The sequence below is a fragment of the Pseudomonas azerbaijanorientalis genome, from assembly GCF_019139795.1.
Lineage (GTDB): Bacteria > Pseudomonadota > Gammaproteobacteria > Pseudomonadales > Pseudomonadaceae > Aquipseudomonas > Aquipseudomonas laurylsulfatiphila.
Window position 1 is genome coordinate 2,817,345 of sequence record NZ_CP077078.1, and the last position, 22,908, is coordinate 2,840,252.

General features: G+C 59.7%; 25 protein-coding genes. 23 read left to right on the forward strand and 2 right to left on the reverse strand.

Features of this window, described 5'->3' with window-relative positions:
- The first annotated feature begins 160 nt into the window (after positions 1-160).
- From KSS91_RS12485 to KSS91_RS12595, 23 genes are all read left to right on the forward strand, one after another.
- Entirely contained in the window at positions 161-715 is a 555-nt protein-coding gene (locus KSS91_RS12485) for a terminase small subunit (RefSeq protein WP_008015854.1), read from the forward strand.
- Positions 678-2,759 carry a phage terminase large subunit family protein gene (locus KSS91_RS12490; protein ID WP_217838148.1) on the forward strand — a complete coding sequence of 694 codons (2,082 nt, stop codon included), beginning with the start codon at positions 678-680 and terminating at the stop codon, positions 2,757-2,759. Before KSS91_RS12485 ends, KSS91_RS12490 begins: the two co-directional genes overlap by 38 nt.
- On the forward strand, positions 2,750-2,962 hold the full coding sequence (locus KSS91_RS12495) for a DUF6148 family protein (RefSeq protein ID WP_116583236.1): 213 nt from the start codon (positions 2,750-2,752) through the stop codon (positions 2,960-2,962). Before KSS91_RS12490 ends, KSS91_RS12495 begins: the two co-directional genes overlap by 10 nt.
- Positions 2,959-4,509, forward strand: coding sequence for a phage portal protein (locus KSS91_RS12500; protein ID WP_217838149.1), 1,551 nt, complete (start codon positions 2,959-2,961; stop codon positions 4,507-4,509). The genes KSS91_RS12495 and KSS91_RS12500 overlap by 4 nt, the downstream gene beginning before the upstream one ends.
- Entirely contained in the window at positions 4,472-6,538 is a 2,067-nt protein-coding gene (locus KSS91_RS12505; RefSeq protein WP_437179751.1) for a ClpP-like prohead protease/major capsid protein fusion protein, read from the forward strand. Before KSS91_RS12500 ends, KSS91_RS12505 begins: the two co-directional genes overlap by 38 nt.
- A gap of 68 nt (positions 6,539-6,606) precedes the next feature.
- Positions 6,607-6,927, forward strand: coding sequence for a hypothetical protein (locus KSS91_RS12510; protein ID WP_217838151.1), 321 nt, complete (start codon positions 6,607-6,609; stop codon positions 6,925-6,927).
- Positions 6,928-6,962: 35 nt separating this feature from the next.
- Positions 6,963-7,289 (forward strand): hypothetical protein, encoded by a 327-nt coding sequence (locus KSS91_RS12515; RefSeq protein ID WP_225923747.1) that lies wholly within the window; start codon positions 6,963-6,965, stop codon positions 7,287-7,289.
- The gene (locus KSS91_RS12520) at positions 7,282-7,833 is read left to right on the forward strand and encodes a hypothetical protein (protein ID WP_217838153.1); all 552 of its coding nucleotides are present in this window, start codon (positions 7,282-7,284) and stop codon (positions 7,831-7,833) included. The genes KSS91_RS12515 and KSS91_RS12520 overlap by 8 nt, the downstream gene beginning before the upstream one ends.
- Positions 7,800-8,360: a phage baseplate assembly protein V gene (locus tag KSS91_RS12525; protein ID WP_217838154.1), complete on the forward strand. Its 561-nt coding sequence runs from the start codon at positions 7,800-7,802 to the stop codon at positions 8,358-8,360. The genes KSS91_RS12520 and KSS91_RS12525 overlap by 34 nt, the downstream gene beginning before the upstream one ends.
- A gap of 57 nt (positions 8,361-8,417) precedes the next feature.
- Entirely contained in the window at positions 8,418-8,639 is a 222-nt protein-coding gene (locus KSS91_RS12530; protein ID WP_217838155.1) for a hypothetical protein, read from the forward strand.
- A gap of 13 nt (positions 8,640-8,652) precedes the next feature.
- The gene (locus KSS91_RS12535; protein WP_043302559.1) at positions 8,653-8,979 is read left to right on the forward strand and encodes a GPW/gp25 family protein; all 327 of its coding nucleotides are present in this window, start codon (positions 8,653-8,655) and stop codon (positions 8,977-8,979) included.
- Entirely contained in the window at positions 8,976-9,863 is an 888-nt protein-coding gene (locus KSS91_RS12540; protein WP_217838156.1) for a baseplate assembly protein, read from the forward strand. The genes KSS91_RS12535 and KSS91_RS12540 overlap by 4 nt, the downstream gene beginning before the upstream one ends.
- Positions 9,860-10,471 carry a phage tail protein I gene (locus KSS91_RS12545; protein ID WP_008020742.1) on the forward strand — a complete coding sequence of 204 codons (612 nt, stop codon included), beginning with the start codon at positions 9,860-9,862 and terminating at the stop codon, positions 10,469-10,471. Before KSS91_RS12540 ends, KSS91_RS12545 begins: the two co-directional genes overlap by 4 nt.
- Entirely contained in the window at positions 10,464-12,773 is a 2,310-nt protein-coding gene (locus KSS91_RS12550) for a phage tail protein (RefSeq protein WP_217838157.1), read from the forward strand. The genes KSS91_RS12545 and KSS91_RS12550 overlap by 8 nt, the downstream gene beginning before the upstream one ends.
- Positions 12,773-13,360: a hypothetical protein gene (locus KSS91_RS12555; protein ID WP_217838158.1), complete on the forward strand. Its 588-nt coding sequence runs from the start codon at positions 12,773-12,775 to the stop codon at positions 13,358-13,360. Before KSS91_RS12550 ends, KSS91_RS12555 begins: the two co-directional genes overlap by 1 nt.
- A gap of 102 nt (positions 13,361-13,462) precedes the next feature.
- Entirely contained in the window at positions 13,463-14,626 is a 1,164-nt protein-coding gene (locus KSS91_RS12560; protein WP_217838159.1) for a phage tail sheath C-terminal domain-containing protein, read from the forward strand.
- A 12-nt stretch (positions 14,627-14,638) separates the two neighbouring features.
- A complete protein-coding gene (locus tag KSS91_RS12565; RefSeq protein ID WP_217838160.1) occupies positions 14,639-15,142 on the forward strand; it encodes a phage major tail tube protein in 504 nt (167 codons plus the stop codon).
- A gap of 11 nt (positions 15,143-15,153) precedes the next feature.
- Positions 15,154-15,462 (forward strand): phage tail assembly protein, encoded by a 309-nt coding sequence (locus KSS91_RS12570; protein WP_217838161.1) that lies wholly within the window; start codon positions 15,154-15,156, stop codon positions 15,460-15,462.
- Between the two features lie 142 nt (positions 15,463-15,604).
- A complete protein-coding gene (locus tag KSS91_RS12575) occupies positions 15,605-17,953 on the forward strand; it encodes a phage tail tape measure protein (RefSeq protein WP_217838162.1) in 2,349 nt (782 codons plus the stop codon).
- Between the two features lie 9 nt (positions 17,954-17,962).
- Positions 17,963-18,820 (forward strand): phage tail protein, encoded by an 858-nt coding sequence (locus tag KSS91_RS12580; protein WP_217838163.1) that lies wholly within the window; start codon positions 17,963-17,965, stop codon positions 18,818-18,820.
- A complete protein-coding gene (locus KSS91_RS12585) occupies positions 18,795-19,001 on the forward strand; it encodes a tail protein X (RefSeq protein WP_217838164.1) in 207 nt (68 codons plus the stop codon). The genes KSS91_RS12580 and KSS91_RS12585 overlap by 26 nt, the downstream gene beginning before the upstream one ends.
- Before the next feature lie 53 nt (positions 19,002-19,054).
- Positions 19,055-20,089 carry a phage late control D family protein gene (locus KSS91_RS12590; RefSeq protein WP_217838165.1) on the forward strand — a complete coding sequence of 345 codons (1,035 nt, stop codon included), beginning with the start codon at positions 19,055-19,057 and terminating at the stop codon, positions 20,087-20,089.
- A 202-nt stretch (positions 20,090-20,291) separates the two neighbouring features.
- A complete protein-coding gene (locus tag KSS91_RS12595) occupies positions 20,292-21,086 on the forward strand; it encodes a DNA adenine methylase (protein WP_217838166.1) in 795 nt (264 codons plus the stop codon).
- Positions 21,087-21,299: 213 nt separating this feature from the next.
- Here KSS91_RS12595 and KSS91_RS12600 read toward each other — a convergent pair whose 3' ends face one another.
- Both KSS91_RS12600 and KSS91_RS12605 read right to left on the reverse strand, forming a co-directional pair.
- Positions 21,300-21,941, reverse strand: coding sequence for a hypothetical protein (locus KSS91_RS12600; protein WP_217838167.1), 642 nt, complete (start codon positions 21,939-21,941; stop codon positions 21,300-21,302).
- Complete coding sequence (locus KSS91_RS12605; protein ID WP_217838168.1) at positions 21,934-22,857, reverse strand: DNA-processing protein DprA; 924 nt, start codon at positions 22,855-22,857, stop codon at positions 21,934-21,936. Before KSS91_RS12605 ends, KSS91_RS12600 begins: the two co-directional genes overlap by 8 nt.
- Positions 22,858-22,908: the final 51 nt, after the last annotated feature.

Here is a 22,908-nt window from a genome sequence, read left to right on the forward strand (position 1 = left end):
AGAGAGCAAGAAAGGCTGTTTCTGTGCCTGTATTGCTTGACTTGTTTGCCCTGCACGAATTTAACGGGTCCTCCCGAGGGGGTGGGGACTAGGGGGTAATTCGGGCCCCGCTGCTTCGCTATATATGACCCATTTTTGAATCGAGGTTGTTGTTTAGTCCATGGCCAATCCGACCATCTCCCGCGAGCCTCATTGGCTGAACAAGTCGCGTATGGCTACGAGCCTCGGCATCACGACTCAGGCCTTTGATAAATGGGGCGTGCAGCCTGTTGCGAAGATCGGCCGCGACGTCTTCTACGACGTCCGGTCGGTACTGGATAACCGGCTCAAGCATCAGGTGACAAAAGACCAACCTGTCGACGACAACGGTGATCCGATTGATCCGCTCATTGAATACAAACAGGCGCAGCAAAAATTGCGGCTGACAACTGAGCAGGCGGACGCTCAGGAAATGCGCAACAAGGTGAAGGCCAAGAAGCTGGTACCGGTTGATTTTTGCTTGTTCGCATTGTCGCGCCTGAGCGCAAAGCTCGGGTCAACCCTCGACACCGTGCATTTGAAAGTTAAACGCAAGTGCCCCGACATCGAGGTGCGCCACCTTGAGGCGATCCAGCGCGAAGTCGCCGTGACGCGTAATGATGCGGTCGGCTTGGCTGATCTTTTGCCGGAGTTGCTTGATGAGTTTGTCGACACCTTGGATGAGGGCGCTGGTTGAGGGTGTCCGCAAGGGACTCGCCGGGCTTTACAAAGAGCCGCCGCGCACGGCGGTTGAGTGGGCTGATGAGCATTTCTATCTGTCGTCTGAGTCGTCCTATCAAGAGGGCGATTGGACGACGGCGCCTTTTCAGGTCGCGATTCTCAACGCGATGGGCAACGACCTGATCCGTGAAGTGAACGTGTTGAAATCGGCGCGGGTTGGCTACACCAAAATGCTGGTAGCCAACATGGGCTACAAGGTCCAGCACAAGAAACGCAACGTCATCGTCTGGTGCCCAACCGATGGTGACGCTGACGGGATGATGAAGCGGCACATCGAAACGATGATTCGTGACAGTCCTGTGGTGCGCGCTTTGGCGCCTTGGTATGGGGTGAAGCATCGCGATAACACGCTGGATGAAAAGCGCTTCGATAACGCCAAGATGCTGTGGTGCCTGGGTGGTACGGCGGCAAAAAACTACCGGGAGAAAAGCCCGGATGAAGTGATCTATGACGAGCTGTCGAAGTTCAATGCGGACATCGAGGGTGAGGGGGCTCCGACCATTCTTGGTGACAAGCGCCTGGAAGGTGCCACGTTCAAAAAGTCCATACGCGGATCGACCCCGACGACAGTGGTTGTCGCTGACGACAATGAGGAAACCTCGGGGGAAGGTTGCCAGATCACGCGGGCGGCCAATGATTCCCCGCACTTTCTACGTTTCAACATCAAGTGCCCGTGCTGTGGGACCGAGCAGTACCTGAAGTGGGGCGACCCGGCTACGCCGTTCGGTATCAAGTGGGCCGTGGATGAGCTGGGGCAGGTGATCAAGGCCTGGTATCTGTGCGAGTCCGGCCATGGCTGTACCTTCGAATACCACGAAATGGTCGCGGCATCGGTGAACGGTCGTTACATCTGCGAGCGGACTGGTATCTGGACGCGTGACGGCATGGACTGGTTCACCGAGGTGGACACTTCAATGCCGTCGCCGCGCTCGGTGACTTTCCATATCTGGACGGTGTATTCGGAGTTTGTGACCTGGGCTGAAGTCGTCACGGAATGGCTCAAGATCAAGAAGGATCGGGGCAAGCTCAAAACCTTCGTCAACACCACCTTGGGCGAAGCGTGGGAAGAGGACCAAGGTGAACAGTTGGAATGGCAGCAGTTGCACGCGCGCCGGGAGATATACCCGCAAGTGCCTCCTAAATCGGTTGCCCTGTTCGGCGGTATTGATACCCAGGATGACCGCTATGAAGGTCGGGTCTGGGCGTTTGGCGCAGGTGAGGAAGCGTGGCTGGTCCATAAGTTCGTGCTGCAAGGTGACCCAGGCAGCATCGAGCTACGGGCCAAAGTCGGCATCGAGATCCACAATACCTTCACCCGGGCGGATGGCACGGTGATGGGCGTCGAGCGTTGGTGTTGGGACCAAGGTGGTCACTATTGCGATGAAGTGCGTGAGGAATGCATCAAGCACGGCACCCAGTGGGTGATCCCTGTGTTCGGTGCCTCGACCTACGGCAAGCCGATTGCGACCTGGCCGCGTAAGAAAACCAAGGTCAAAGGCGGACGTGCGTATCTGGTCGAAGTGGGTACCGACAATGCCAAAGAGCTGATCTATGGCCGCCTCAAGATGCAGCCGGACGGTTCGGGTTCGCCTGTGCCTGGCTGTATCCATCTGCCGGCCAACGAGATGATTTGCGGCGAAGACGAGTTGCGGCAACTGACTGCCGAGCGCCGCAAGTGGGTGATCGTCAAACACCAGCGCGTCCAGCGCTGGGACGCCGGCGGGCGACGAAACGAAGCGCTCGATTGCCTGGTGTACGCCTTGGCGGCGTTACGCATAACGCAGCAGCGCTTTGGCATGAATCTCGACCTGCTCGCACAGCAGTTGCCGTCAGGCACCTGGGCTGTGCCGATGAGTCACGAGCAGGAAAGCAAACGGGCCACCGTTGCCGCTCTGACACCGGCCACGGTGTCGGTGCCTGAGGTAGAGCCTGAACAATCATCCGACCAGCCCGCCGAGTCGGGTGGCTGGCTTAATACGGGGCAAGGCGCATGGCTATAACCGCTCAAGACATGGTGGACCGTTATCTGGAGGCCGAACTGGCCATCCTGCAGGGCAAAGAAATCCTCTTCAATGGTCGCAAACTGATCATGGATGATCTGGAAGAAATCCGCGCCGGCCGGCTGGAATGGGAGCGCCGGTTGCGAGCACAACAGGCAGCAGCGGCGGGGCAGCCGCCGTACGCCTTGGCGACATTCCGATGAACCTGCTGGATCGCGTGCTGGCCCCGGTGTTTCCCGGGCTGGTGGCTGACCGTCTGCGCGCCCGTAGCACGATCATGGCCTTTGAAGCGGCGCAGGCGACCCGAACCCACCAAGCCAAAAAACAATCGGCCAGCGCGGACCGCTCGCTGCAGCGTTCGGCGCGCTCTTTGCGCGAGCAGTGCCGCAAGTTGGACGAAGACCACGACATCGTCACTGGCTTGTTCGATCGTCTGGAAGAGCGAGTGGTGGGCGGCATGGGCATCGCGGTCGAGCCGTTTCCCTTGAGTTACGCCGGGGAAGTGCATCTGGAGTTTGCGGCGCAGATCAAGGCCCGCTGGGCCGAGTGGTCGTTGCGCCCGGAAACGTCCGGCGAGCTGTCCCGACCGCAGATGGAGCGGCAGGTGTGCCGAACTTGGCTGCGCGATGGCGAAGCCTTGGCGCAGAAGCTCAAAGGGCGTGTGCCCAGCTATGAGCATTTGAGCGTGGTGCCCTTCGCTTTGGAGTTGCTGGAACCGGATTACCTTCCGTGGGAATACAACGATGAAGCCAAGGGCATTGTGCAGGGGATCGAGCGCAATCAGTGGCGGCGGGTCCGGGCCTATCACCTGGTCAAGCATCACCCCGGGCATGCCGCCGGCTTTCAGCTGACTTTGACCACCAAGCGCGTGCCGGTCGAACAGATGATTCACATCGCGCACCGGAAGCGCATCGGTCAAAACCGCGGCCAACCTCTGCTGCATGCCGTGCTGATTCGCTTGGCAGACATCAAGGATTACGAGGAAAGCGAACGGGTTGCCGCACGTATCAGCGCGGCACTGGCCATGTACATCAAAAAAGGCACACCGGACGACTACACCACACCATCGGCGGTGAATGGTCAGGCTGCCGCTGCTCGCAGCATTCCCATCGGCCCGGGCATGGTGTTTGACGGCCTGCTGCCCGGCGAAGACGTCGGCATGATCGAAAGCAATCGACCCAACCCTTTTCTCGAAGGCTTCCGCAACGGCCAGCTCAAGGCTGTGGCCGCCGGTACCCGGGGCACTTACTCCAGCGTAGCGCGCAGTTATGACGGGACCTATTCCGCACAGCGCCAGGAGCTGGTCGAGGGGCAAGCGGGCTATGACCTGTTGCAACACGAATTTATCGACTACTGGAGTCGCCCGGTCTATCGCGAATGGCTGCACATGGCGATTGCCAGTGGGGTAATCCAGGTGCCGGTCGACGTCGATCCGGACACCGTGTTTGGCGCGATTTACCAAGGACCGGTGATGCCTTGGATCAACCCAATCCACGAGGCCAATGCTTGGAAAATTCTGGTCGAGGCCGGCTTTTCCGATGAATCGGAAGTGGCGCGGGCGCGGCAGCGCAATCCGCAGGAGCTCAAGCGTTCCCGGGCTTCGGAAATCAAAACCAACCGGGAACAGGGACTGGTCTTCAGCTCGGACTTCTATCACGAGACCTATGGAAAAACGCAAAACAATGAACAGCAAAACAAAGCTAAGCCTGCCAATGATGAGGCCGAGGGCCTCGATAACCCCGACGAATAAGCCCGGCGAAAGCTGGTACTCGCTCCGTGCTGCGCAGCAGCGCGGGGTGGTCGAAGTGATGCTGTATGACGAGATCGGCGCCTGGGGGATTACCGCCAAACAGTTCGCCCGTGATCTGGCCGCCATCGGCGACGTGTCTCAGATCAACTTGCACATCCACTCGCCGGGTGGCGACGTGTTTGAAGGGACCACCATGTACAACCTACTGCGTGGGCATTCGGCGCGGGTGGTGGTGTACATCGACGGTCTCGCCGCTTCGATGGCCAGCGTGATTGCCATGGCTGGCGATGAAATCAACATGCCGGCTAACGCCATGATGATGATTCACAAGCCGTGGGGTGGTCAGGTAGGTGATGCCGATGCCATGCGCGAGTACGCCGACCTACTCGACAAGGTCGAGAGCACGCTGATTCAGGCGTATACGCGCAAGTCTGGCAAGGCGATCGAGGACATTCAGGCGCTGCTCAAGGCGGAAACCTGGATGGATGGCAACGAAGCGGTGGCGGCCGGTTTCGCTGACAAGGTGCTCGATCCGTTCAAGGCGGCCGCTCAACTCACTTCAAAACGCATGCAGGAGTTCACCAACATGCCTACCTCGGCACAAAATCTGTTCAATCCGCGCGCTTCCGCTCCAACCCCAGCACCGGCTCCAACCCCAGCTCCGACTCCAACGCCTGCACCAGCTGTCGAATCGGCGCCGGTTGCGCTGACTTTGGATCAGATGCGCGCCCAGGTCATGGCGGCGGATGGTGCTCGCCGTAAGGCGATCAACGCCGCGTTCTGTGGCTCGCTGGTCACCAGCCACACCGAGCTGCTCAACAACTGCCTCAATGACCTGAGCTGTACGACCGAGATGGCGCGAGAAAAACTGCTGGTTGCGCTGGGCTCGACCACCACCCCAACGGGTGGACCTCACCACCATGGCCACATCAGCAACGGCAACCTGGTCGGCGATTCGGTGCGTGCCTCGCTGGCGGGTCGTTTGGGGCAGGCGGAAAACCAGAAAGACAACGCCTATAACCACATGAGCCTGCGCGAGCTGGCCCGCGCCTCGCTGCATGATCGCGGCATCCTGGTGGCGACCCTTGATCCGATGGCCATGGTCGGTCTGGCGTTTACCCATGATTCCAGCGACTTCGGCAACATTCTGGTGGATAGCGCCGCCAAGTCGGTGCTGCTCGGTTGGGACGAGGCGCCGGAAACCTATCACCTGTGGACCAAAAAAGGCCGCTTGAGTGACTTCAAGGTGGCATCGCGGGTCGGCATGGGTGCGTTCCCGAGTCTGCGTGAAGTTCGCCCAGGAGCGGAATACAAATACATCACCACCAATGACCGTGGCGAAAAAATCCGCTTGGCCACCTACGGTGAAATGTTCAGCATCACCCGTCAGGCGATCATCAACGACGACCTCGACCAACTGAGCACCGTGCCTTACAACATGGGCTTGGCCGCGCGCGGCACCATCGGCGATCTGGTCTATGACACGCTGATCCATTCGCCGGTAATGAGCGACGGCAAAGAGCTGTTCGATGCCGAACGCAACAACCTGTTCACCGGTACCGGCGCGAACATGTCGATCGAAGCGCTGAGCAAGGCCAAGACCGCCATGGCTTTGCAGAAAACTCAGGTCGAGGGCGGCAAGCCCCGCACCCTGAACATTCGCCCGGCGTTTGTCCTGGTGCCGGTGGCACTGGAGGACAAGACCAATCAATTGATTCGCTCGGCCTCGGTGCCCGGCGTCGATACCAATGCCGGCATCGACAATCCGATTCGCAATTTCGCCACGGTGATCGCCGAGCCACGCCTTGACGATGATTCCGCGACCACCTGGTATCAGGCAGCTCGCCAAGGCGCCGACACCATCGAAGTCGCCTACCTGGACGGCGTTGAGCAGCCATACATGGAGCAGCAACAGGGCTTCACCATTGACGGCGTGACGAGCAAGGTTCGAATCGACGCCGGGGTCGCGGCGCTGGACTATCGCGGCCTGAACAAGTCGATCGGTGCGGCAACAACTAAAGCCCGCTGACAGCTGTTGATATCCCTATACACCCCGCCGCGTGCGGGGTTTGTTGTTTCTGCACAGGAGAAATGTGTATGTCCAAGAATTATTCGGGTGCTGGCCAAACGGTGACCTTCGCTGCCCCGGTTGGTGGGGCAACAGCGGGTGTGCCGCTGGTATTGGTCGATCTGGTGGTGATCCCGATTGCCAGTGGCGTCGAGGGTGACGTGTTGGTCGGTCATATCGGTGGTGTCTGGCGCTTGCCCGCTGATGCGGCGCTGCTGCAGGGGCAAAAGGTGGCCCTGCAAGCCGGCGTGCTGGTTGATCCGCTCACGGCCACCGGTGATTTGGTGCCATTCGGCAAGCTGATGAGCGCTCCGGTCGGCGGTATTGCCGAAGCGTTGTTGATCCAGTGACCACGCTGGGCCGCTTTCGTGACGTCACGGCCCGAATGGATGCAGTGTTGGTCGATCGCCTCGGCGATCGCGCCATCAAGCCGGACGGCCTGCCGCTGTTCGGTGCGTTCCTCTCGCCCTTTGTCGGTGCGGATGTCGGCGGCAAATCGAAGAGCGTGCGCCTGGGCAATGCCATCGTGACGGATAACGTTCTGGCGCCGACCTTCACGGCTCGTGTGGTGGAGGCAATGGGCATCGAGAAAGATACCTTTCTTACCGTCGATCTACCGGTGGAGCAGGGTGGTGGTCGTTACAAGGTCAGCAAGCGCGAGCCGGACGGCGCTGGCATGGTCACTTTCATACTGAGTTTGAACAATGGATGAGCTGACGACCTTACACAATGCGATCGAGGCGACGTTCCGCGCCGGCTTACCGTCGGTGGTGAGCGTCGAGGCGTTCCCTGAACTGGATGCTGAAGTCGGTCTGCCGGCGGTGTTGTTTGCCCTGACGGAAATCGGTGAAGCACCCGACAACGGCAGCGGCAAAACCTCCCTGAGCGGCCGCTTTCAGGTGTGCATCATGGTTGATTCCACGATCAGTAAAGCGGCCTTGCAGGCTGCGATCCTGGCCGCCGAAATCAGCAAAATCCTGCGCGGGCAGTATTGGGATCTGGATTTTGTAGAAGAGGTGCAGGACGTCCGTGCATTCCCGGATGACTCGATGCCGGAGCTGGCGCAATTTGTGGTGTGGATCGTTGAGTGGAAGCAGGTGTTCCAGATCGGCGAAACCGAATGGTTATGGCCAGTCGAACCGCCCGGTTCCCTGTACCTGAACGTCGATGGCTGCACCGGTACCGGCAATGAAGATCACTACTTTCAGCCGGAGGATCTGGCATGGGATACGCCAGCGCTGAACACGACCGGATGATCGCCGCCATGCTGATGCCCTGTGTGGTAGTCGGCATCGATCTGATGGCCGGCCGGGTGCGGGTCAAGGCCGGTACCTGGGTGAGTGCCTGGGTGCGCTGGCATAGCCTGGCAGCGGGCAAGGCCCGCCATTGGCGCGCGCCAAGTCTGAATGAGCAGGGCGCGCTGTTCAGCCCGAGCGGCGATCCGGCCATGGGCACGTTTATCCCGGGGCTGTATGGCAACGCCGGAACGCCGCCGGACAACCGCGATCACGTCGAGGCCTGGCACTTCGACGATGGCGGCTCACTGGTCTACGACTGGGAAGCCGGCAGCTACAGCATCGCGTTACCCGACGGCAGCAGCGCGACTATCACGGTCGGTGGCTCGCAGTTTGAAGTGACGCCGGCTCAAGTCCGGGTGACGGCCAGCCAGATCACCTTGGCGGGTGAGGTGAGCATCGACGGCGTGCTGAGTGTATCCGGCGACATCAGCGGTGCCGGCACGATCATGGACGCGGGGGGCAACAGCAGCAATCACTCGCATTGAGTGAACATTCACCTTTAGCCCGCCGCGCGCGGGCTTTTTCATGTCTGGAGAAAAAGCATGACGAGTAAAACCAAGGCGGTTCCGGTCACCACGGATGCGCCCGCGCCGGCCACGTTGAGCATCTTTCGCGACACCCTTTACACCTCGCGGGTGCTGATCCTGTTGGAGGCCGGGCGCACCTTGAAAGTGGAAAAAGGACAGGTTGCGGTGGCCTCGGATGACATGGTGGCGATCGAGTATTTGCAGGGTCGCAAGGATTTTGTCGCGGTCGAGGGTTGATCCAATGATCGGGATGATCGGACTGGATCGCCGCACCGGCCAGCTGATTTCCGGCCTCGATCACCTGCGCCAGTCCATCGAGGACATCTTGTCGACGCCCTTGGGCAGCCGACGCATGCGCCCGGAGTACGGCAGCAAGCTGCGGCGCTTTGTCGACCTGCCGGTCAATGACGGCTGGAAAAGTGCCGTGCAGGCGGAAGTGGCCAGCACGCTCGGGCGTTGGGAGCCTCGCCTGAAACTCGGCCGGGTGCGCGCCGTGGCCATCCTCGACGGGCGTATCACCTTTGAACTGACCGGGCAGTACCTGGGCAGCGACGTGACTTTGGAGGTGTCCGCATGACCATGGAACTGGCGGCCCTGCCGCCGCCGCAAGTGCTGGAAGACCTCGACTTTGAAGTGGTCTACCAGGAGAAGCTGGAAGCCTTCCGCCTGAGCATGGGCGACAACTGGAGCGCAGAGCTGGAGAGTGATCCGGTACTCAAGCTGATCGAGCAGGCCGCGTATGGCGCCTTGCAGAACCGGGCGCGGGTCAACGACGCGGGCAAGGCCTTGCTGTTGGCCCACGCCGAACGGGCCGACCTCGATCACCTGGCGGCCAACGTCAACCTGCAACGCCTGGTGATTCAGGCCGGAGATCCGAGCACGGTGCCGCCGACGCCGCAGGTGCTCGAAGAGGACGATGCCCTGCGCGAACGGGTGCAGCTGTCGTATGAGGGGCTGACCACGGCGGGGCCGCGTAACAGCTACATCCTGCATGCGCGCAATGCCTCGGGCCTGGTGGCCGATGCCACGGCGGAAAGTCCGTCACCGGCCGTGGTGGTGGTCACCGTGCTCAGCCTCGAAGGCAGCGGCGCCGCCTCGCCGGAATTGCTGGAAGAGGTCCGGCTGCACCTCAATGACGAGGACGTGCGGCCGGTAGCCGACCGCCTCACGGTGCAGAGCGCCGTGGTCATCGATTACCACATTGAAGCGGTGCTGTACCCGCAGGCACCGGGGCCGGAAAACGAAGCCTATCTGGCCGAAAGCCAGAAACGTCTGAGCGAGTGGATCAACCCGCGTCGCCGGCTGGGGCTGGAAGTGGCGCGTTCAGGCGTCGATGCGCAGCTGCACGTTCCCGGTATCGCCCGGGTCGAGCTGCTGGACTGGGCCGACATCAGACCAAGCAAGGCCGAGGCAGCGTACTGCACGGGCTACAACGTGGTGCTGGGAGCCAGTCTGACATGAGCAGTCAGTTACCCCTCAACAGCACGCCGCTGGAGCTGGCCGTGGAAGCGGCCAACTACGAAAACACGCTGATTCCGCTGCGCAGTTTGTACAACGCCGACACCTGCCCCGAACACCTGTTGCCGTATCTGGCGTCGGCCTGGTCGGTGGACCGCTGGAACAACAACTGGACGCAGGAGGCCAAGCGCACGGCGATCCGTTCGGCGTACGACGTGCATGCGCGCAAAGGCACCATCGGTGCGCTGCGTCGGGTGGTCGAGCCCTTGGGCTACCTGATCGATGTCGTGGAATGGTTCGACACCGTGCCGGAAGGCGTGCCCGGCACCTTCGCTCTGGAGGTCGGCCTGAATGACGCCGGCATCACCGAGGAACTGTACGAGGAACTGGCGTGGTTGATCGACGACGCCCGCCCGGTCAGCCGGCACATGACCAACCTGGCGCTCAGTCTGCAGACCGAGGGGGTGCTGGGCATTGCCGTGTGCGTGCAAGAGGGCGAAGAGATCGACGTGTACCCCCCGGCCCCGCAAGACATCGACGTGACCGGCACTTTTGGCCCGGCGCTCTGCGTCGATGAAACCGATACTTTGGACGTTTATCCCTATGATTGATAAGACCAGTCAGTTTTTTGCCATTCTCACGGCAGTCGGCGAAGCCAAACACGCCAATGCCATCGCCATGGGCCTGGACTGGATGTTCACCGAGATGGGCTTGGGCGATGCCAACGGCACCGACCCGATTCCCGATCGCCTGCAGACCCAGTTGATCAACGAATGGCGCCGGGCGCCGATCAACCAGATCCGCGTCGATCCGGCCAACCCCAACACGGTGATCACCGAGCAGATCATTCCGCCCGAAGTGGGCGGTGAGTGGATTCGCGAGATCGGCCTGTACGATGTCGACGGCGACCTGGTGGCGGTGGCCAACTGCGCACCGAGCTACAAACCGTTGCTGGACCAAGGCAGTGGCAAGACCCAGGTCGTGCGGATGAACTTCATCGTCAGCAGCTCGGCGAACATCGTGCTGAAGATCGATCCGGCGGTGGTGCTGGCCACCCGCGAATACGTGGACCTCGCGATCAGCGAAGCGCTGGCCAAGTTGGATCACAAACAGTCAGCGCGGGTGGTGGCGACCGCCACCATTGCCCTGAGCAATCTACAGACCATCGATGACGTGGCCGTGGTCGTCGGTGATCGCGTGCTGGTGACCGCGCAGGCGCTGCCCCAAGAGAATGGCCTCTATGTCGTCAGTGCCGAAGGCTGGACGCGGGCCGCCGATGCCGATAACAGCCTGGAAGTGACCCCGGGGTTGTTTATCCACGTCGAGCAGGGCACGACCAACGGCGACAGCCTCTGGCAACTGGTCACCGACGCGCCGATCACCCTCGACAGCACCGGTTTGCAGTTTGAAATGATCGCGGGCGGTAGCGGGGTCGGTGTGGGCACGTTTCGCAGTGTCACCGTCGATGCCCTTGGGCGTGTGATCGCTGGCACCAACCCGACCACCTTGGCCGGCTACGGCATCACCGATGCCATGGCAGTCAGCGAAAACCTGGGCGATGTTGCGGATGTAGTCGAGGCTCGGAATAACCTCGGGCTGGGCACCGCCGCGACCGCTGCTGTGCAGGTCGATCTGCACGACGCAACAGTTGATGCGCTGATGAAGGTCGGAGCGTTCGGCTGGGGCGGGCCCGCCTATGCGGTCAGTGATGTTGACATCGGTGGCTTGAACGCGGAGACGGCCCTCTATTTCATCAGCAATGGCATAGGAGGGCCAGGAGGTGGGATCTATGAGGGCTGGGTTCGCGTCTCGGCGATTACACCAGGTCAATACGCCTTCCAGGAGATTTATGGGAATGCCGACCACACCCTACACCGCCGGGCCTTGACGGCCGGTGTTTGGGGCGAATGGGAAAGCACCTGGGACTCAACCAATCTGGTTAAACAAACCTCTCCCCAAGATGACACCCCAGGTCATGTATTGCTCACGGGTGCTTATGGCATCGGTCACGGGGGGATTGTCCTTCCCGACGGCACTGATCTGAACACAATCACCACCGTGGGCATTTACCGGGTGAACACCAGCCTGAACATGCCTGCCGGCGGTCAATTTTCCCCCATGCTGGTTGCAGTCAGTCAAGACACCCTCTGGCAACAAATCACCAGCTATAACTCCGGTACAACCTATACCCGAGGCGCAGTTCAGACCCCAGAGGGATATGTATTCAGTGCGTGGGTAACGGGTTGGAACACGAGTAACTTTGACCCTGGTGCGTACCAACCTGCGTTGGGTTTCACTCCCGTGCAGCAAGGCGGTGGTGCGGGTCAAGAGTCGAACAAGGTCTACATTGGTTATCGACCCGCCTCGAGCGACGTGGGGTTACAGGTTGATGCATCCGACTTCGGGAAGATCTGGACCGAAAGCAATTTTGATCCTGCTTCCATATTTGCCGTCCCTGTCGGCGTGCCGTTTCCATGGCCAACCGCTACGCCACCCGACAAATGCGTTTTGATGGGGGGGCAGCCGTTCGACGTGACGGCCTTCCCGGCGTTGGCCGCCGTGTATCCCAGCGGCTTCCTGCCAGACATGCGCGCCGAGTCGATTCGTGGTCTGGATGGCGGGCGCGGAATCGATCCCGACTATGGGCGCCCTGTGTTGAGCCTTCAACTCGACGCGCTACAAAACATGACGGGTGAACTCAGGCTGCAAGATGACGATTCAATGTTGCTGGTGAATACCGCGACCGGCGTATTTACGGCTACTGGTTACATGACGAGTGATATACCCGCTGCACCACGAGTCAGTACAACGGGCAACATGTCGGTAACTTTCAATCCTTCAGCCGTCGTCCGCGTGAGTCCAGAAACCCGGATGCGCAACGTCGCTTACAACTACATCTGCAGGATGTATTGATGACTACTTTAGTGAATGGTTTTTTTGATGAGAGTGGCTGGATTGACGTTTACACCTTCAGTGAAACCACCGGTGAATTCCTCGGACAGCACGACATCTATGTGAGTCGCGGCTGCGGTCTACCGGCTGGCGCAACGCTGGAGGCGCCGCCTGAAGCCCCGGAGCAGCAGGTGGTCGTCAGGCAACAGAATGCATGGGGCGTGGTGCCTGACTATCGTGGTGTGGTTTTCCGCACCACTGATGGTGCCGAGGTGACGCACTCGATGCCGGGCGAGTTACCGGCCGAACTGACGGCGTTGCCGCGACCGAGTGCGGCCCATCTCTGGGACGGTCTCGATTGGGTGCTCGATGCCGCGCTCGATCTGGCAATGCAAAACCGTCGAGAACGATCGTGGATCGAAAATGAACTGCACTGGGCTGGCCGAGAGATCGACAAGCATCTGGATGCTGATCCGGCTGCGCTGAACACCGAACTCGCCTGGCGCACCTACCGCAATGAACTGCGGGCCTGGCCTCTTTCGCCAGACTTTCCAGCCAGTGATAAACGGCCGTTAAAGCCGGACGGAATGACCAGCACCGCGTCCTGACGCCCCGCATTGCCGGGGCGTTTTCTTTTCCATGCTGCACGTCACCGCCCATCCCCTCGGCCTCGCTTAAGCGGGGCTTTTTCGTTTCTGGAGCATCACTCTATGAGTTTTTTTCACGGCGTCACCGTGACCTTGGTGGACACCGGCGCCCGGCATATCGCCACCCCGTCCGCGTCGATCATCGGCCTGTGCAACACCTTCACCGTGGGGCCGCCGGCCACGGCTGCAGCCAACGAACTGCTGCTGATCACCCGCGAAAGCGAAGCGGTGGCCGCCTGGGGGCCGGACGCGGCCATCACCCAGGACTGCAAAGCGATTTTCAAGCGGTCGAAGGCGGTGATTGTCGCTGTCGGTGTGCCGCTGCTGGACGACCCGGCCGAGCAGTTGTCCGCGATCATCGGCGGGGTTTGGGCCGACGGCAGCCGTACTGGCATGCAGGCGTTGCTCAACGGCAAAAGCAAGTTCAACGCCCAGCCACGCTTGTTGGTGACTCCGGGGTATTCGGCGACGTTGGCAGTGGCCACCGAACTGGTGGCACTGGGTGACAAGATGCGGGCCATGGCCATCCTCGACGGACCGAACACCACCGACGAAGCCGCGATTGCTTATGTCGAAAACTTCGGCAGCAAACACGCCTACATGGTCGATCCGGGCGTGCAGTTCTGGGACACCGGAATCAGTGCCACGGTCAACGCGCCGGCGTCGGCCTGGACCGCCGGCCTGTTTGCCTGGACCGATGCCACCTACGGTTTCTGGGCCTCGCCGTCGAACAAGGAGTTTGTCGGCGTTACCGGCACCACGCGGCCGATCGAGTTTCTTGATGGTGATCCCTCCTGCCGGGCCAACGTGCTGAACAACGCGAACATCACCACGATCATTCGGGATGACGGGTACCGGCTGTGGGGCAACCGCACACTGTCCAGTGACCCGAAATGGAAGTTCGTCACCCGCGTGCGCACGCTGGATATCGTCATGGACGCCATCCTCTACGCGCACAAGTGGGCGGTTGACCGCTCGATCACCGCGACCTACGTCAAGGACGTGACCGAAGGCCTGCAGGCGTTCATGCGCGACCTGAAGAATCAGGGCGCGATCATCAACTTTGAGGTGTATGCCGACGAAGAGCTGAACACCTCCAGCGAACTCAGCGACGGCAAGGTGTACTGGAACATTCGGTTCACTGACGTGCCACCGGCCGAAAACCCGAACTTCCGCGTGGAGGTGACCGATCAGTGGATCACTGAAGTGCTGGACACCGCTGCCTAAGGAGGCCGCTTTATGATTCCGGAAGTGCTCTACAACACCAACCTGTTTGTCGACGGCATCAGCCTGCAGGGCGATGTGCCGAGTCTGACCCTGCCCAAGTTGACCCTCAAGACTGACGAGTACCGCGCCGGCGGCATGGACGCGCCGGTCGAGATCGACATGGGCACCGAAAAACTGGAGGCCAGCTTCATTACCAATGGCGTGCGCCGCGAGGTGCTGAAGTTTTTTGGTCAGGCTGATCTGACCGCATTCAACGCCTCGTTTCGCGGAGCCTTCAAGGGCCAGAAAGGTTCGGTCAAGGCGGTGATCGCCACCCTGCGTGGCAGCCTCAAGGAAGTCGACCCCGGGGACTGGAAGCCGGGTGAAAAGGGCGAGTTCAAGTACGCCGTTGCGGTGACCTATTACAAGCTGGAAATCGACGGCAGCGTGATGTTTGAAATCGATCCCCTCAACTCGATCCGTTTCGTCGATGGTACCGATCAACTGGCCGCCGTGCGGTCCGCCCTGGGCATGTAAGGAGCAACACCATGAACAACGCGAAAGACAACGTCCTGCCGAAATGGCTGCAACTGGGCAGCGGCATCGCCACCGTAACCCTGTCCCGGCCGAGCGAGGCTAACGGCATTCAGGTCGACAAGCTGACCCTGCGTGAACCGACGGTGCGTGAGATGCGCGCCGCCACCTTGCAGGGCGGTAGCAACGAAGAAGAGCAGGAAATGGTTTTGTTCTGCAGTCTGGCGAGCATCGGCCGCGCGGATCTGGAGGGGCTGCTGATGCGTGATTATCGTCGTCTGCAGACCGCCTATTTTCGTGTGGGAGCAGATGACGGGGTTTAACCCCAAGCTGCAAAAAGCCCTGGCTAAACGCTTGGCCGTCGAGCTGAACTTTTCGGCGGCCGAGATTCAGGGGCTGTCGTTTTCCGAGATGGTCTGGTGGCTCACGGATTGAGCCCATCCCCTTTGCACACAGGTACCCTGCATGGCGAACAAACTCTCGCTCGGGCTGGTGATTGGCGGCGCCGTCGATTCATCCCTGGGCGCCGCCTTCAAGAATGTCAGCGGCGAAATGAAAAAGCTCGAGGCGCAAACCACACGCGCCAAGGGGTTGCAGAAAGTCATCGGCGAGACCATGCGTCTGCGCGATGAATGGAAAAAAGCCCACGACAGTGGGGCGGCCAACGCCGATGCCTTGCTGCGCAAACTGGAAACCAACACCAACAGCCTGCGCAAGCAGGGTGTCGAAGTCGGTCGGCTGCGTCAGGAGTACCTGGCGCTGGGCAAGGTGGTGCGCAGTGCCGAGTTCAAGGCCAAAGGGATGGGGCAGGTGGAAGAGGGGCGGGAGAGCCTGCGCAGCGGATTCGGTACGGCGGTAGCCGGTACCACCCTGGCGGCCGTGCCGACTAAGGTCAGCGCGGACTTTCAGGCGATTATTCGTGACATCGCGATCAAGTCCGGTACCGCCAACACCCAGCAGGAAGTGAACACCGCCCGCGACATCGTCCAGACCTCAAAAGACACCGGCATGGCCAACACCCAGGTGGCCGAGCTGGTGAACCAACTGGTTGGCGGCGGTATGGATCTGACCGAAGCGCTGAAGTACGCCCCGGTGGCCGCCAAGTTTGCAGTCGGGCAGGGCGCGTCGGGCACCGATACGGCGAAGATGATTCTGGCGATGCAGAACAACGCCAAGATCACCGACCCGAAAAAAATGGAACAGGCCCTGGCGTCGGTCGCGTTGCTGGGCCAGCAAGGCAGCTTCGAAGCGGCCGACATGGCCAAGTGGTTTCCGGAACTGTTGGCGCAGATGGCCAGCAGCGGCATCACCGGTCAGGATGCGGTGACCCAGCTGGGCGCCATGCTGCAGGTGCAGATCAAGAGCGCCGGCAGTGCCGATGAGGCGGCGAACAACCTGAAAAACTGGGTCGCGAAAATTGGCTCGGGGGAAACCGTTAAAGGCTATGCCGATGCCGGGATTGACTATCAGGGTTCGATGAACGCGGCCATTGGCAAGGGCCTGTCGACCTTTGAAGCCAGTTTCGAACTGGCGCGCCGGTACGTGGAAAAGACCGATCCGAAAAAGGCCAAGCAGCTGAATCAGGGGCTGACCCAGATCAGCCAGGAGACGGACCCGGCCAAGGCGCAAGCGATGGCCGATGCCTTGGCCGCCACTTTGCGTACCGGCGATTTGTTTGCCGACATGCAGGTCAAGACGGCCCTGATGGCGTACACCCAGAACAAAAAATTCTACGCGGACCTGAAAAAAGGCGCCTCGGACCCCAACGGCCCGCGCAAGGACATTCTCGACAAGAACCTGAGCGAGCGTCGCGAAGCCTCGTCACAACGCTGGGCCGAAACCGGTCAGGCGTTCAACGATTCGTTGCGTGCCATCGGTGATGCCCTGCGTCCGGCGACGGATGCGCTGGCCATCGGGATTGGCGCGGCGGCGCGTGGCTTGACCGCTTTGTCCGAGGAAACGCCCAAGGCCGTGCTGGGCCTGGCGGCACTCACTGCTGGTGCGTTGGTATTGGGCAAAGCCTGGGCCGCACTGAAAATCGGTCGGGGGCTGGCCAACATCGCGCGCGGTTCGGCCGGCGACCGGTCCAATATCGTGCAGCGGGTGTTCGTGACCAACGCGAATGACGGCGATGACGACAGGCTGGATCACGGCAAAGAAGGGAAGGGCGGAAAGCGCAAAAGCCCTGCAAGTCGGATGTCCCGTGGCATGAAAGTGGGCGGGGCGCTGGCGGTGGTCGGTGCCGGCGTTCAGATGCTGGACACTTACCAGAACGCCACCACCCGTGATGAAAAGGCCGAAGGCTACGGTGGCGCGGTAGGTGGGCTCATGGGGGGCGTACTCGGCGGCGCGGCAGCCGGTGCGGCTTTAGGCTCGATCGTCCCCGTGGTCGGTACCGCCATTGGCGGGATTATCGGCGGCATGCTCGGGGCGTGGGGCGGGGGCGAGATAGGGGCGACCATGGGCAAGGCGTTGTTTGGCGGGCCGGACACGCCTGCCAAAGCACCGATCGGCATCGTTCCCATGGCCGCCGGCCAGGGGGTGGGCGCGGTCGTGCGCTCGATGGAAAACGCCCCCGCCGCGCCGGTCACGGCGGCGGTATTAATGTCGAGCACGGCAGCGAAGACACCCGAGTGGCCGAAGGTCGATCAGCAATTTACCTTCGCGCCGGCCCCGGTTTTTCAGGTGCAGGGTGATGTGAAAGACCCGGCGCAGTTCGTCCAGGAAATGATGCCGTACCTGCGGCGCCAGTTTGACGACTTCGCTCGGGAAGCGCGCGACCGCCAGTTGTTTGATGCACCCCATGTGGTTTGAGGACGTGAAATGGCGGATGAAAAAACTTACTTGCAGCACCTGCAGGGCGGGTTGAAGTACATGGTCGACGCGGGGGAGGCCGGGCGCACTGACCTGGAGTCCATGACCGGACCCATGAATGGCGCACTGAATGAAATCAGCGGGGCGGCCGATGCGCTGGAAGGTTTGCCCTCTATCAGCGAGGACCTGAGCGACAAGACCCGGCGTCTGCAGGATGCGATCAACTCGGCGCAGGCCAAGATCGGCAAGGTTGCCAGCTACTACAACCAGACCCAGCGCGCGTTGGCGCAGTTTGAAGAGCACTTTTCCGCCCTGACCGAACAGATCAGCCGCTTTGGCGCGGCTTTCAACAAGGTCGCTGGCAAGGCCAATGCCGCGTTGGGCAATATTTTCCCCACGGAATGGTTTGCCGGCGACATGACGCCGATTCCCGATGCGGTGAAGCCATTCCCGCACCTGTTGATCATCTACCCGCTCAAGGCCAATGAGCGGCCGTATTACTTCAACCTGGACACGGCGGCGTTTGACGAGTTACGCCGGCAGACGTCGTTTCGCTGGGCCGCGCAGGAGCGCCTGACCCGGCGGCCGGCGCAACAGGCCGTGGGGCTAGGCGAGGAGAAAATCACCATCAAGGGCGCGATCTACCCGAGCTTCAAGGGTGGGTTGAAGCAGCTGGATACTCTGCGCAGTATCGGCGCCAAGTTGCTGCCTCTGAACCTGACCACCGGTTACGGCGAGGTGCTGGGCAATTGGTGCCTGACCAATATCGAAGAGGAACAAAGCGCTTTGCTGCCCGGGGCCATCCCGCGCAAGCAGGGCTTTTCATTGGAGTTTGTCCGTTATGGCGATGACCTGCAGAACGGCTGAGGGGGATCTGCTGGATACCCTGTGCCACCACTATTACGGCCACCTGAACCGCAGTGTCGAGGCGGTGCTGGCGGCCAATCAGGGACTGGCCGATGAGCCGCAACCGTTCCGGGCGGGTGTATTGATCACGCTGCCGGATCTGGTGATCGAGCCCGACAGCGTGATTTCACTCTGGGATTGATCCCATTACCCTAGCCCGCTCAGTGCGGGCTTTTTCTTGCCTGGAGTACCACGATGCAACCGCTGTTTCGTATCGTCGCCGACGGCGCCGACATCACCACATTGATCAACGATCGGCTGGTGTCGCTGCAACTGGCCGACCGGCCCGGGATGGCCTCCGATTCGATTGAGTTGCGCATCGACGATCGTGACGGCGCGGTGTCGCTGCCCGTTCGTGGCGCGAGCATCGAAGTCTACCTGGGTTATGCCGGCGCCGACCTGACGCGCATGGGCCGCTACACCGTGGACGAGGTGGCGGTTTCCGGCCCACCGGACACGCTGGTGATCAGCGGCAAGGCCAGCGACATGCGTGGCAGTGGCAAAACCACGCGCAGCGGCAGTTGGGAGGACGTCAGCCTGGCGCAGATCGTTGGCGACGTGGCCGCGCGCAATGGCTGGCAGCCGTCGTGCCCGGTCGACACCCGGGTGCCGCGCATGGACCAGCTCAATGAATCCGACTTCAACTTCATCACCCGGGTGGCCAAGAAGCACGACTGCACGGCCAAGGTGGCCGACGGCAAGCTGCTGGTCTTGCCGCGACAAGGCGGGCAGAGCGCCAGTGGCAAGGCCTTGGCGGTCATCAACCTGCAGCGCAGCGATGTCACCCGCTGGCAGTTTCGCTTGAGCGATCGCAGTGCGCATCAGGGCGTCAGCACCCAGTACCAGGACCCGGCCAGCGGCGAGTTACTCATCTCGCACCTGGACAACCCTAACGTGCCCGAAGGCCTGCCGCCGGTGCATACCGATCGCCATATCTATCCGGACCGCACGGCGGCCGACGAAGCGGCCAAGGCGCGTCTGGCGGCGTTCAACCGATCCACCGCCTCGGTGCGTCTCGACCTGCCGGGGCGGACCGACCTGTTTGCCGAAATCGTAATTGAGGCGCAAGGCTTCAAGCGCGGCCTCGATGGCGAATACCTTGTGGAGTCGGTGGATCACACCTTCACCCCGTCCGGGTGGACGGTGTCGGTAGAGTGCAATGGCGGCAAGGAGGGCAAGGCCAAGGCGTCCGGCAAGCCGCAGAAAGTCGTGCTCGAAGTGCCGGTTTGATTTTCCGGGTATGTGAGTCGCCCCGGGTCAAAGAGGGTTTCACCCCGAAGTAAAAGGAGCGGCCAGTCTGAATGCGTCAACATCCAGCCTGGCCACCGTCCCCGCAGATTGTCCCTGCAAGTCCCGCCAAGGCTCCTGCTCTGTGCACAAAGCAGAGCGAGCCTATCACCTGTTTATTTATACAGTAAAGGTCTTGCTATCCATGTCTACCCCTATCATCCCTTGGATGGGCGGCAAACGCCGTCTGGCCGATCGCCTTATTCCGCTGTTTCCGCCGCATGAATGCTACGTCGAAGTCTTTGCCGGCGGTGCCGCGCTGTACTTCATGCGGCCCCAGGCAGCGCCCGTCGAAGTGCTAAACGACATCAACGGCGACCTGGTGACGTTGTACCGTGTGGTGCAAAACCACCTCGAAGAATTCGTGCGCCAGTTCAAATGGGCGCTCAGCTCGCGCCAGGTGTTCGAGTGGCAGAAGATGACCCGCCCGGAAACCCTCACCGACATTCAGCGCGCAGCGCGATTTTTCTACCTGCAGCACCATGCCTTCGCCGGCAAGGTCTCCGGGCAGACGTTCGGCACCGCCACCACCACCCCGTCAATCAATCTGCTTCGCATCGAGGAAAACCTCTCAGCCGCGTGGCAGCGTCTGTCTGGCACTTACGTGGAGAACCTGCCCTGGCTTGAATGCGCTGAACGCTACGACCGGGCGCATACCTTCCATTACATGGACCCGCCGTACTGGCAGACCGCCGGTTATGGTGTGGATTTTCCATTCGAGAACTACGAGCGGATGGCCAACTTCATGCGCCGCTGCAAGGGCAGGGTGATGGTCAGTATCAACGACCACCCAGACATCCGCCGGGTGTTTGAAGGCTTTCACTTTGAAACGCTGGATATTCGCTACACCACGAGCAACCAGCGGCAGGGCAAGGGAGAAATCAGCGGTGAACTGGTGATCATGAACTGGGAACCCGCAGCACTTGGAGGGTTGTTTTAAGGTGAGCGACTTCAACCCATAGCTGAGAGTCAGCAAGGACAGAGTTCGGCCAAAGGTGCCGCTCGTTCTTCTGAAATCACAAGGACTGAGCACATCCGACTCTTAATTTTCATGTCACAGTTAGATATCAGGCCAAGATCGGGTCAGGGCCTGTTAATCGTTGTAGTTTACTTGGCGGTAGGAATAAGTGGTAAGTAGTATAGCTCGTATTAGTTATAGGGAGTCTAATAGGTCATCAAGTTCGCTTCTCGGCCAAACCGTTTTGGCTAAAAACAGACCGATTATTTTCTTCACCTCCGGACGTTTTGAAATTATAGTTTTTGCAGCGTTGAATGACGCGCCCATGGTCACTACATCATCTAAAATTATGACGGTTTTATTTAATGGGTTTTTCAAGAAATCTTTGTTTAGCTCCATGCTCTGCATTAGTTGAGAAGGTCTAAGTCGCCCCCCTTGATGTTGACTGGGTCTGGCAATCGTTTGCGTCAAAACCGGCCTGATGTCGATTGTAGGATGGGTGCGCTTAAGTACCTTTAAAACTCTCAGCATTCTATCGTCGTAATCTGGATGATCGTCCGACTTAGAACATGGCATAGGTACAAATGTAGTCGATCCCACAATTGCAGCAATATTTATGGTGCTAGAAATAATTGATCCCCAATACTCAATCGCCTGGCCTTTATGGTAGAGAGCCCCGCTCGAAGCAGTAGGTTTTGTCTTCAGGCTAAATATTTTGTCATTGGTGACGCTAACCCTATAACCGCCGCCTGAAGTGTACTCGCCATAGTGGTAGCACTCATCATCGTCCGAAAAATATGTATAAGAGTCGTTGTCGAGTCTCGTAAGCCTATTCATCCATCAGGTTTCCGGTAATGTCAGATAGATTACTTACTCTCACGGCGCCTAATTTTTCATATTTGGCAGGCCAAGTAAGTTCTTGGTTTCTGAAGCAGCTATCTAGAATAAATAATTTTCGATTCTGCGCGAGTGCCGCTCGTGCTTGGATTAAGGTTCCCGACGTATTGCCCGCCTCAACAATTATCGTCGCCTTAGTCAGTGCTGACATGGTAACGTTTCGCGCAGGGAAAAATAACCTATTAGTTTTTGGTGTTTGATCTCTATACCTAAGGAAAGGTACTTGAGAGATAATCAAGTGATCTTTCGCAATGCGGTCTTGAAGGTCGCGATTTTCGGAGGGGTAATATGAGTTAAGCGGAGTGCCTATCACTGCTATGGTATCGCCGCCAGCTGCGATAGCAGCGTTGTGCGCTGCCGTATCGATGCCTTTTGCCAACCCCGAAACTATTGTATATCCTGATTTTGATAGTTTGTGTGCAATGACTCCAGCGTTAAATATACCCTCTTCAGACGCGGATCGGGAGCCTACTATTGCAATGCTTTTTTTATCAGCCAACTCCCAGTTCCCTTGGTAGTAAAGGAGTTCAACTGGATGATCTGCGTCCCTCAATTTTTGCGGATACTCACCTGCACCGTGCACTCGAATTCCGATAGTGGAAAAATATTCGAGGCCTACCTCGTTGACGAATCGAAGTAGCGTCTTCTCAATGCTTTCATTATCGACTAGGTCAGACGGTATGGCGTTTGGATTTTGATTGAAAAGCTTAGCCAGATTTGCAAACCAGGCGCCTTGATTTAGCCATAAGGATTCGTATGCACATACCTCCTCAAGAGGTACGATAGGCTTATCACTGAATATGTCTGTGATTGGCTTGAAAAGTTTAGTTTTCGTATTGGTCGCCGTAAAGTCCATCAAAGCTCAACTCCTTGATATCTTTTCTGACTGAATTATTAGTGTTTCCGT

Coding starts and splice junctions, on each gene's coding strand:
- KSS91_RS12600 (WP_217838167.1), bottom strand. CDS start 21,941: ATGAATAGGCTTACGAGACTCGACAACGACTCTTATACATATTTTTCG.
- KSS91_RS12580 (WP_217838163.1), top strand. CDS start 17,963: ATGGCGGATGAAAAAACTTACTTGCAGCACCTGCAGGGCGGGTTGAAG.
- KSS91_RS12510 (WP_217838151.1), top strand. CDS start 6,607: ATGTCCAAGAATTATTCGGGTGCTGGCCAAACGGTGACCTTCGCTGCC.
- KSS91_RS12575 (WP_217838162.1), top strand. CDS start 15,605: ATGGCGAACAAACTCTCGCTCGGGCTGGTGATTGGCGGCGCCGTCGAT.
- KSS91_RS12540 (WP_217838156.1), top strand. CDS start 8,976: ATGACCATGGAACTGGCGGCCCTGCCGCCGCCGCAAGTGCTGGAAGAC.
- KSS91_RS12490 (WP_217838148.1), top strand. CDS start 678: ATGAGTTTGTCGACACCTTGGATGAGGGCGCTGGTTGAGGGTGTCCGC.
- KSS91_RS12550 (WP_217838157.1), top strand. CDS start 10,464: ATGATTGATAAGACCAGTCAGTTTTTTGCCATTCTCACGGCAGTCGGC.
- KSS91_RS12530 (WP_217838155.1), top strand. CDS start 8,418: ATGACGAGTAAAACCAAGGCGGTTCCGGTCACCACGGATGCGCCCGCG.
- KSS91_RS12525 (WP_217838154.1), top strand. CDS start 7,800: ATGGGATACGCCAGCGCTGAACACGACCGGATGATCGCCGCCATGCTG.
- KSS91_RS12560 (WP_217838159.1), top strand. CDS start 13,463: ATGAGTTTTTTTCACGGCGTCACCGTGACCTTGGTGGACACCGGCGCC.
- KSS91_RS12500 (WP_217838149.1), top strand. CDS start 2,959: ATGAACCTGCTGGATCGCGTGCTGGCCCCGGTGTTTCCCGGGCTGGTG.
- KSS91_RS12505 (WP_437179751.1), top strand. CDS start 4,472: ATGATGAGGCCGAGGGCCTCGATAACCCCGACGAATAAGCCCGGCGAA.
- KSS91_RS12590 (WP_217838165.1), top strand. CDS start 19,055: ATGCAACCGCTGTTTCGTATCGTCGCCGACGGCGCCGACATCACCACA.
- KSS91_RS12545 (WP_008020742.1), top strand. CDS start 9,860: ATGAGCAGTCAGTTACCCCTCAACAGCACGCCGCTGGAGCTGGCCGTG.
- KSS91_RS12595 (WP_217838166.1), top strand. CDS start 20,292: ATGTCTACCCCTATCATCCCTTGGATGGGCGGCAAACGCCGTCTGGCC.
- KSS91_RS12605 (WP_217838168.1), bottom strand. CDS start 22,857: ATGGACTTTACGGCGACCAATACGAAAACTAAACTTTTCAAGCCAATC.
- KSS91_RS12570 (WP_217838161.1), top strand. CDS start 15,154: ATGAACAACGCGAAAGACAACGTCCTGCCGAAATGGCTGCAACTGGGC.
- KSS91_RS12555 (WP_217838158.1), top strand. CDS start 12,773: ATGACTACTTTAGTGAATGGTTTTTTTGATGAGAGTGGCTGGATTGAC.
- KSS91_RS12535 (WP_043302559.1), top strand. CDS start 8,653: ATGATCGGACTGGATCGCCGCACCGGCCAGCTGATTTCCGGCCTCGAT.
- KSS91_RS12515 (WP_225923747.1), top strand. CDS start 6,963: ATGGATGCAGTGTTGGTCGATCGCCTCGGCGATCGCGCCATCAAGCCG.
- KSS91_RS12485 (WP_008015854.1), top strand. CDS start 161: ATGGCCAATCCGACCATCTCCCGCGAGCCTCATTGGCTGAACAAGTCG.
- KSS91_RS12520 (WP_217838153.1), top strand. CDS start 7,282: ATGGATGAGCTGACGACCTTACACAATGCGATCGAGGCGACGTTCCGC.
- KSS91_RS12585 (WP_217838164.1), top strand. CDS start 18,795: ATGGCGATGACCTGCAGAACGGCTGAGGGGGATCTGCTGGATACCCTG.
- KSS91_RS12565 (WP_217838160.1), top strand. CDS start 14,639: ATGATTCCGGAAGTGCTCTACAACACCAACCTGTTTGTCGACGGCATC.
- KSS91_RS12495 (WP_116583236.1), top strand. CDS start 2,750: ATGGCTATAACCGCTCAAGACATGGTGGACCGTTATCTGGAGGCCGAA.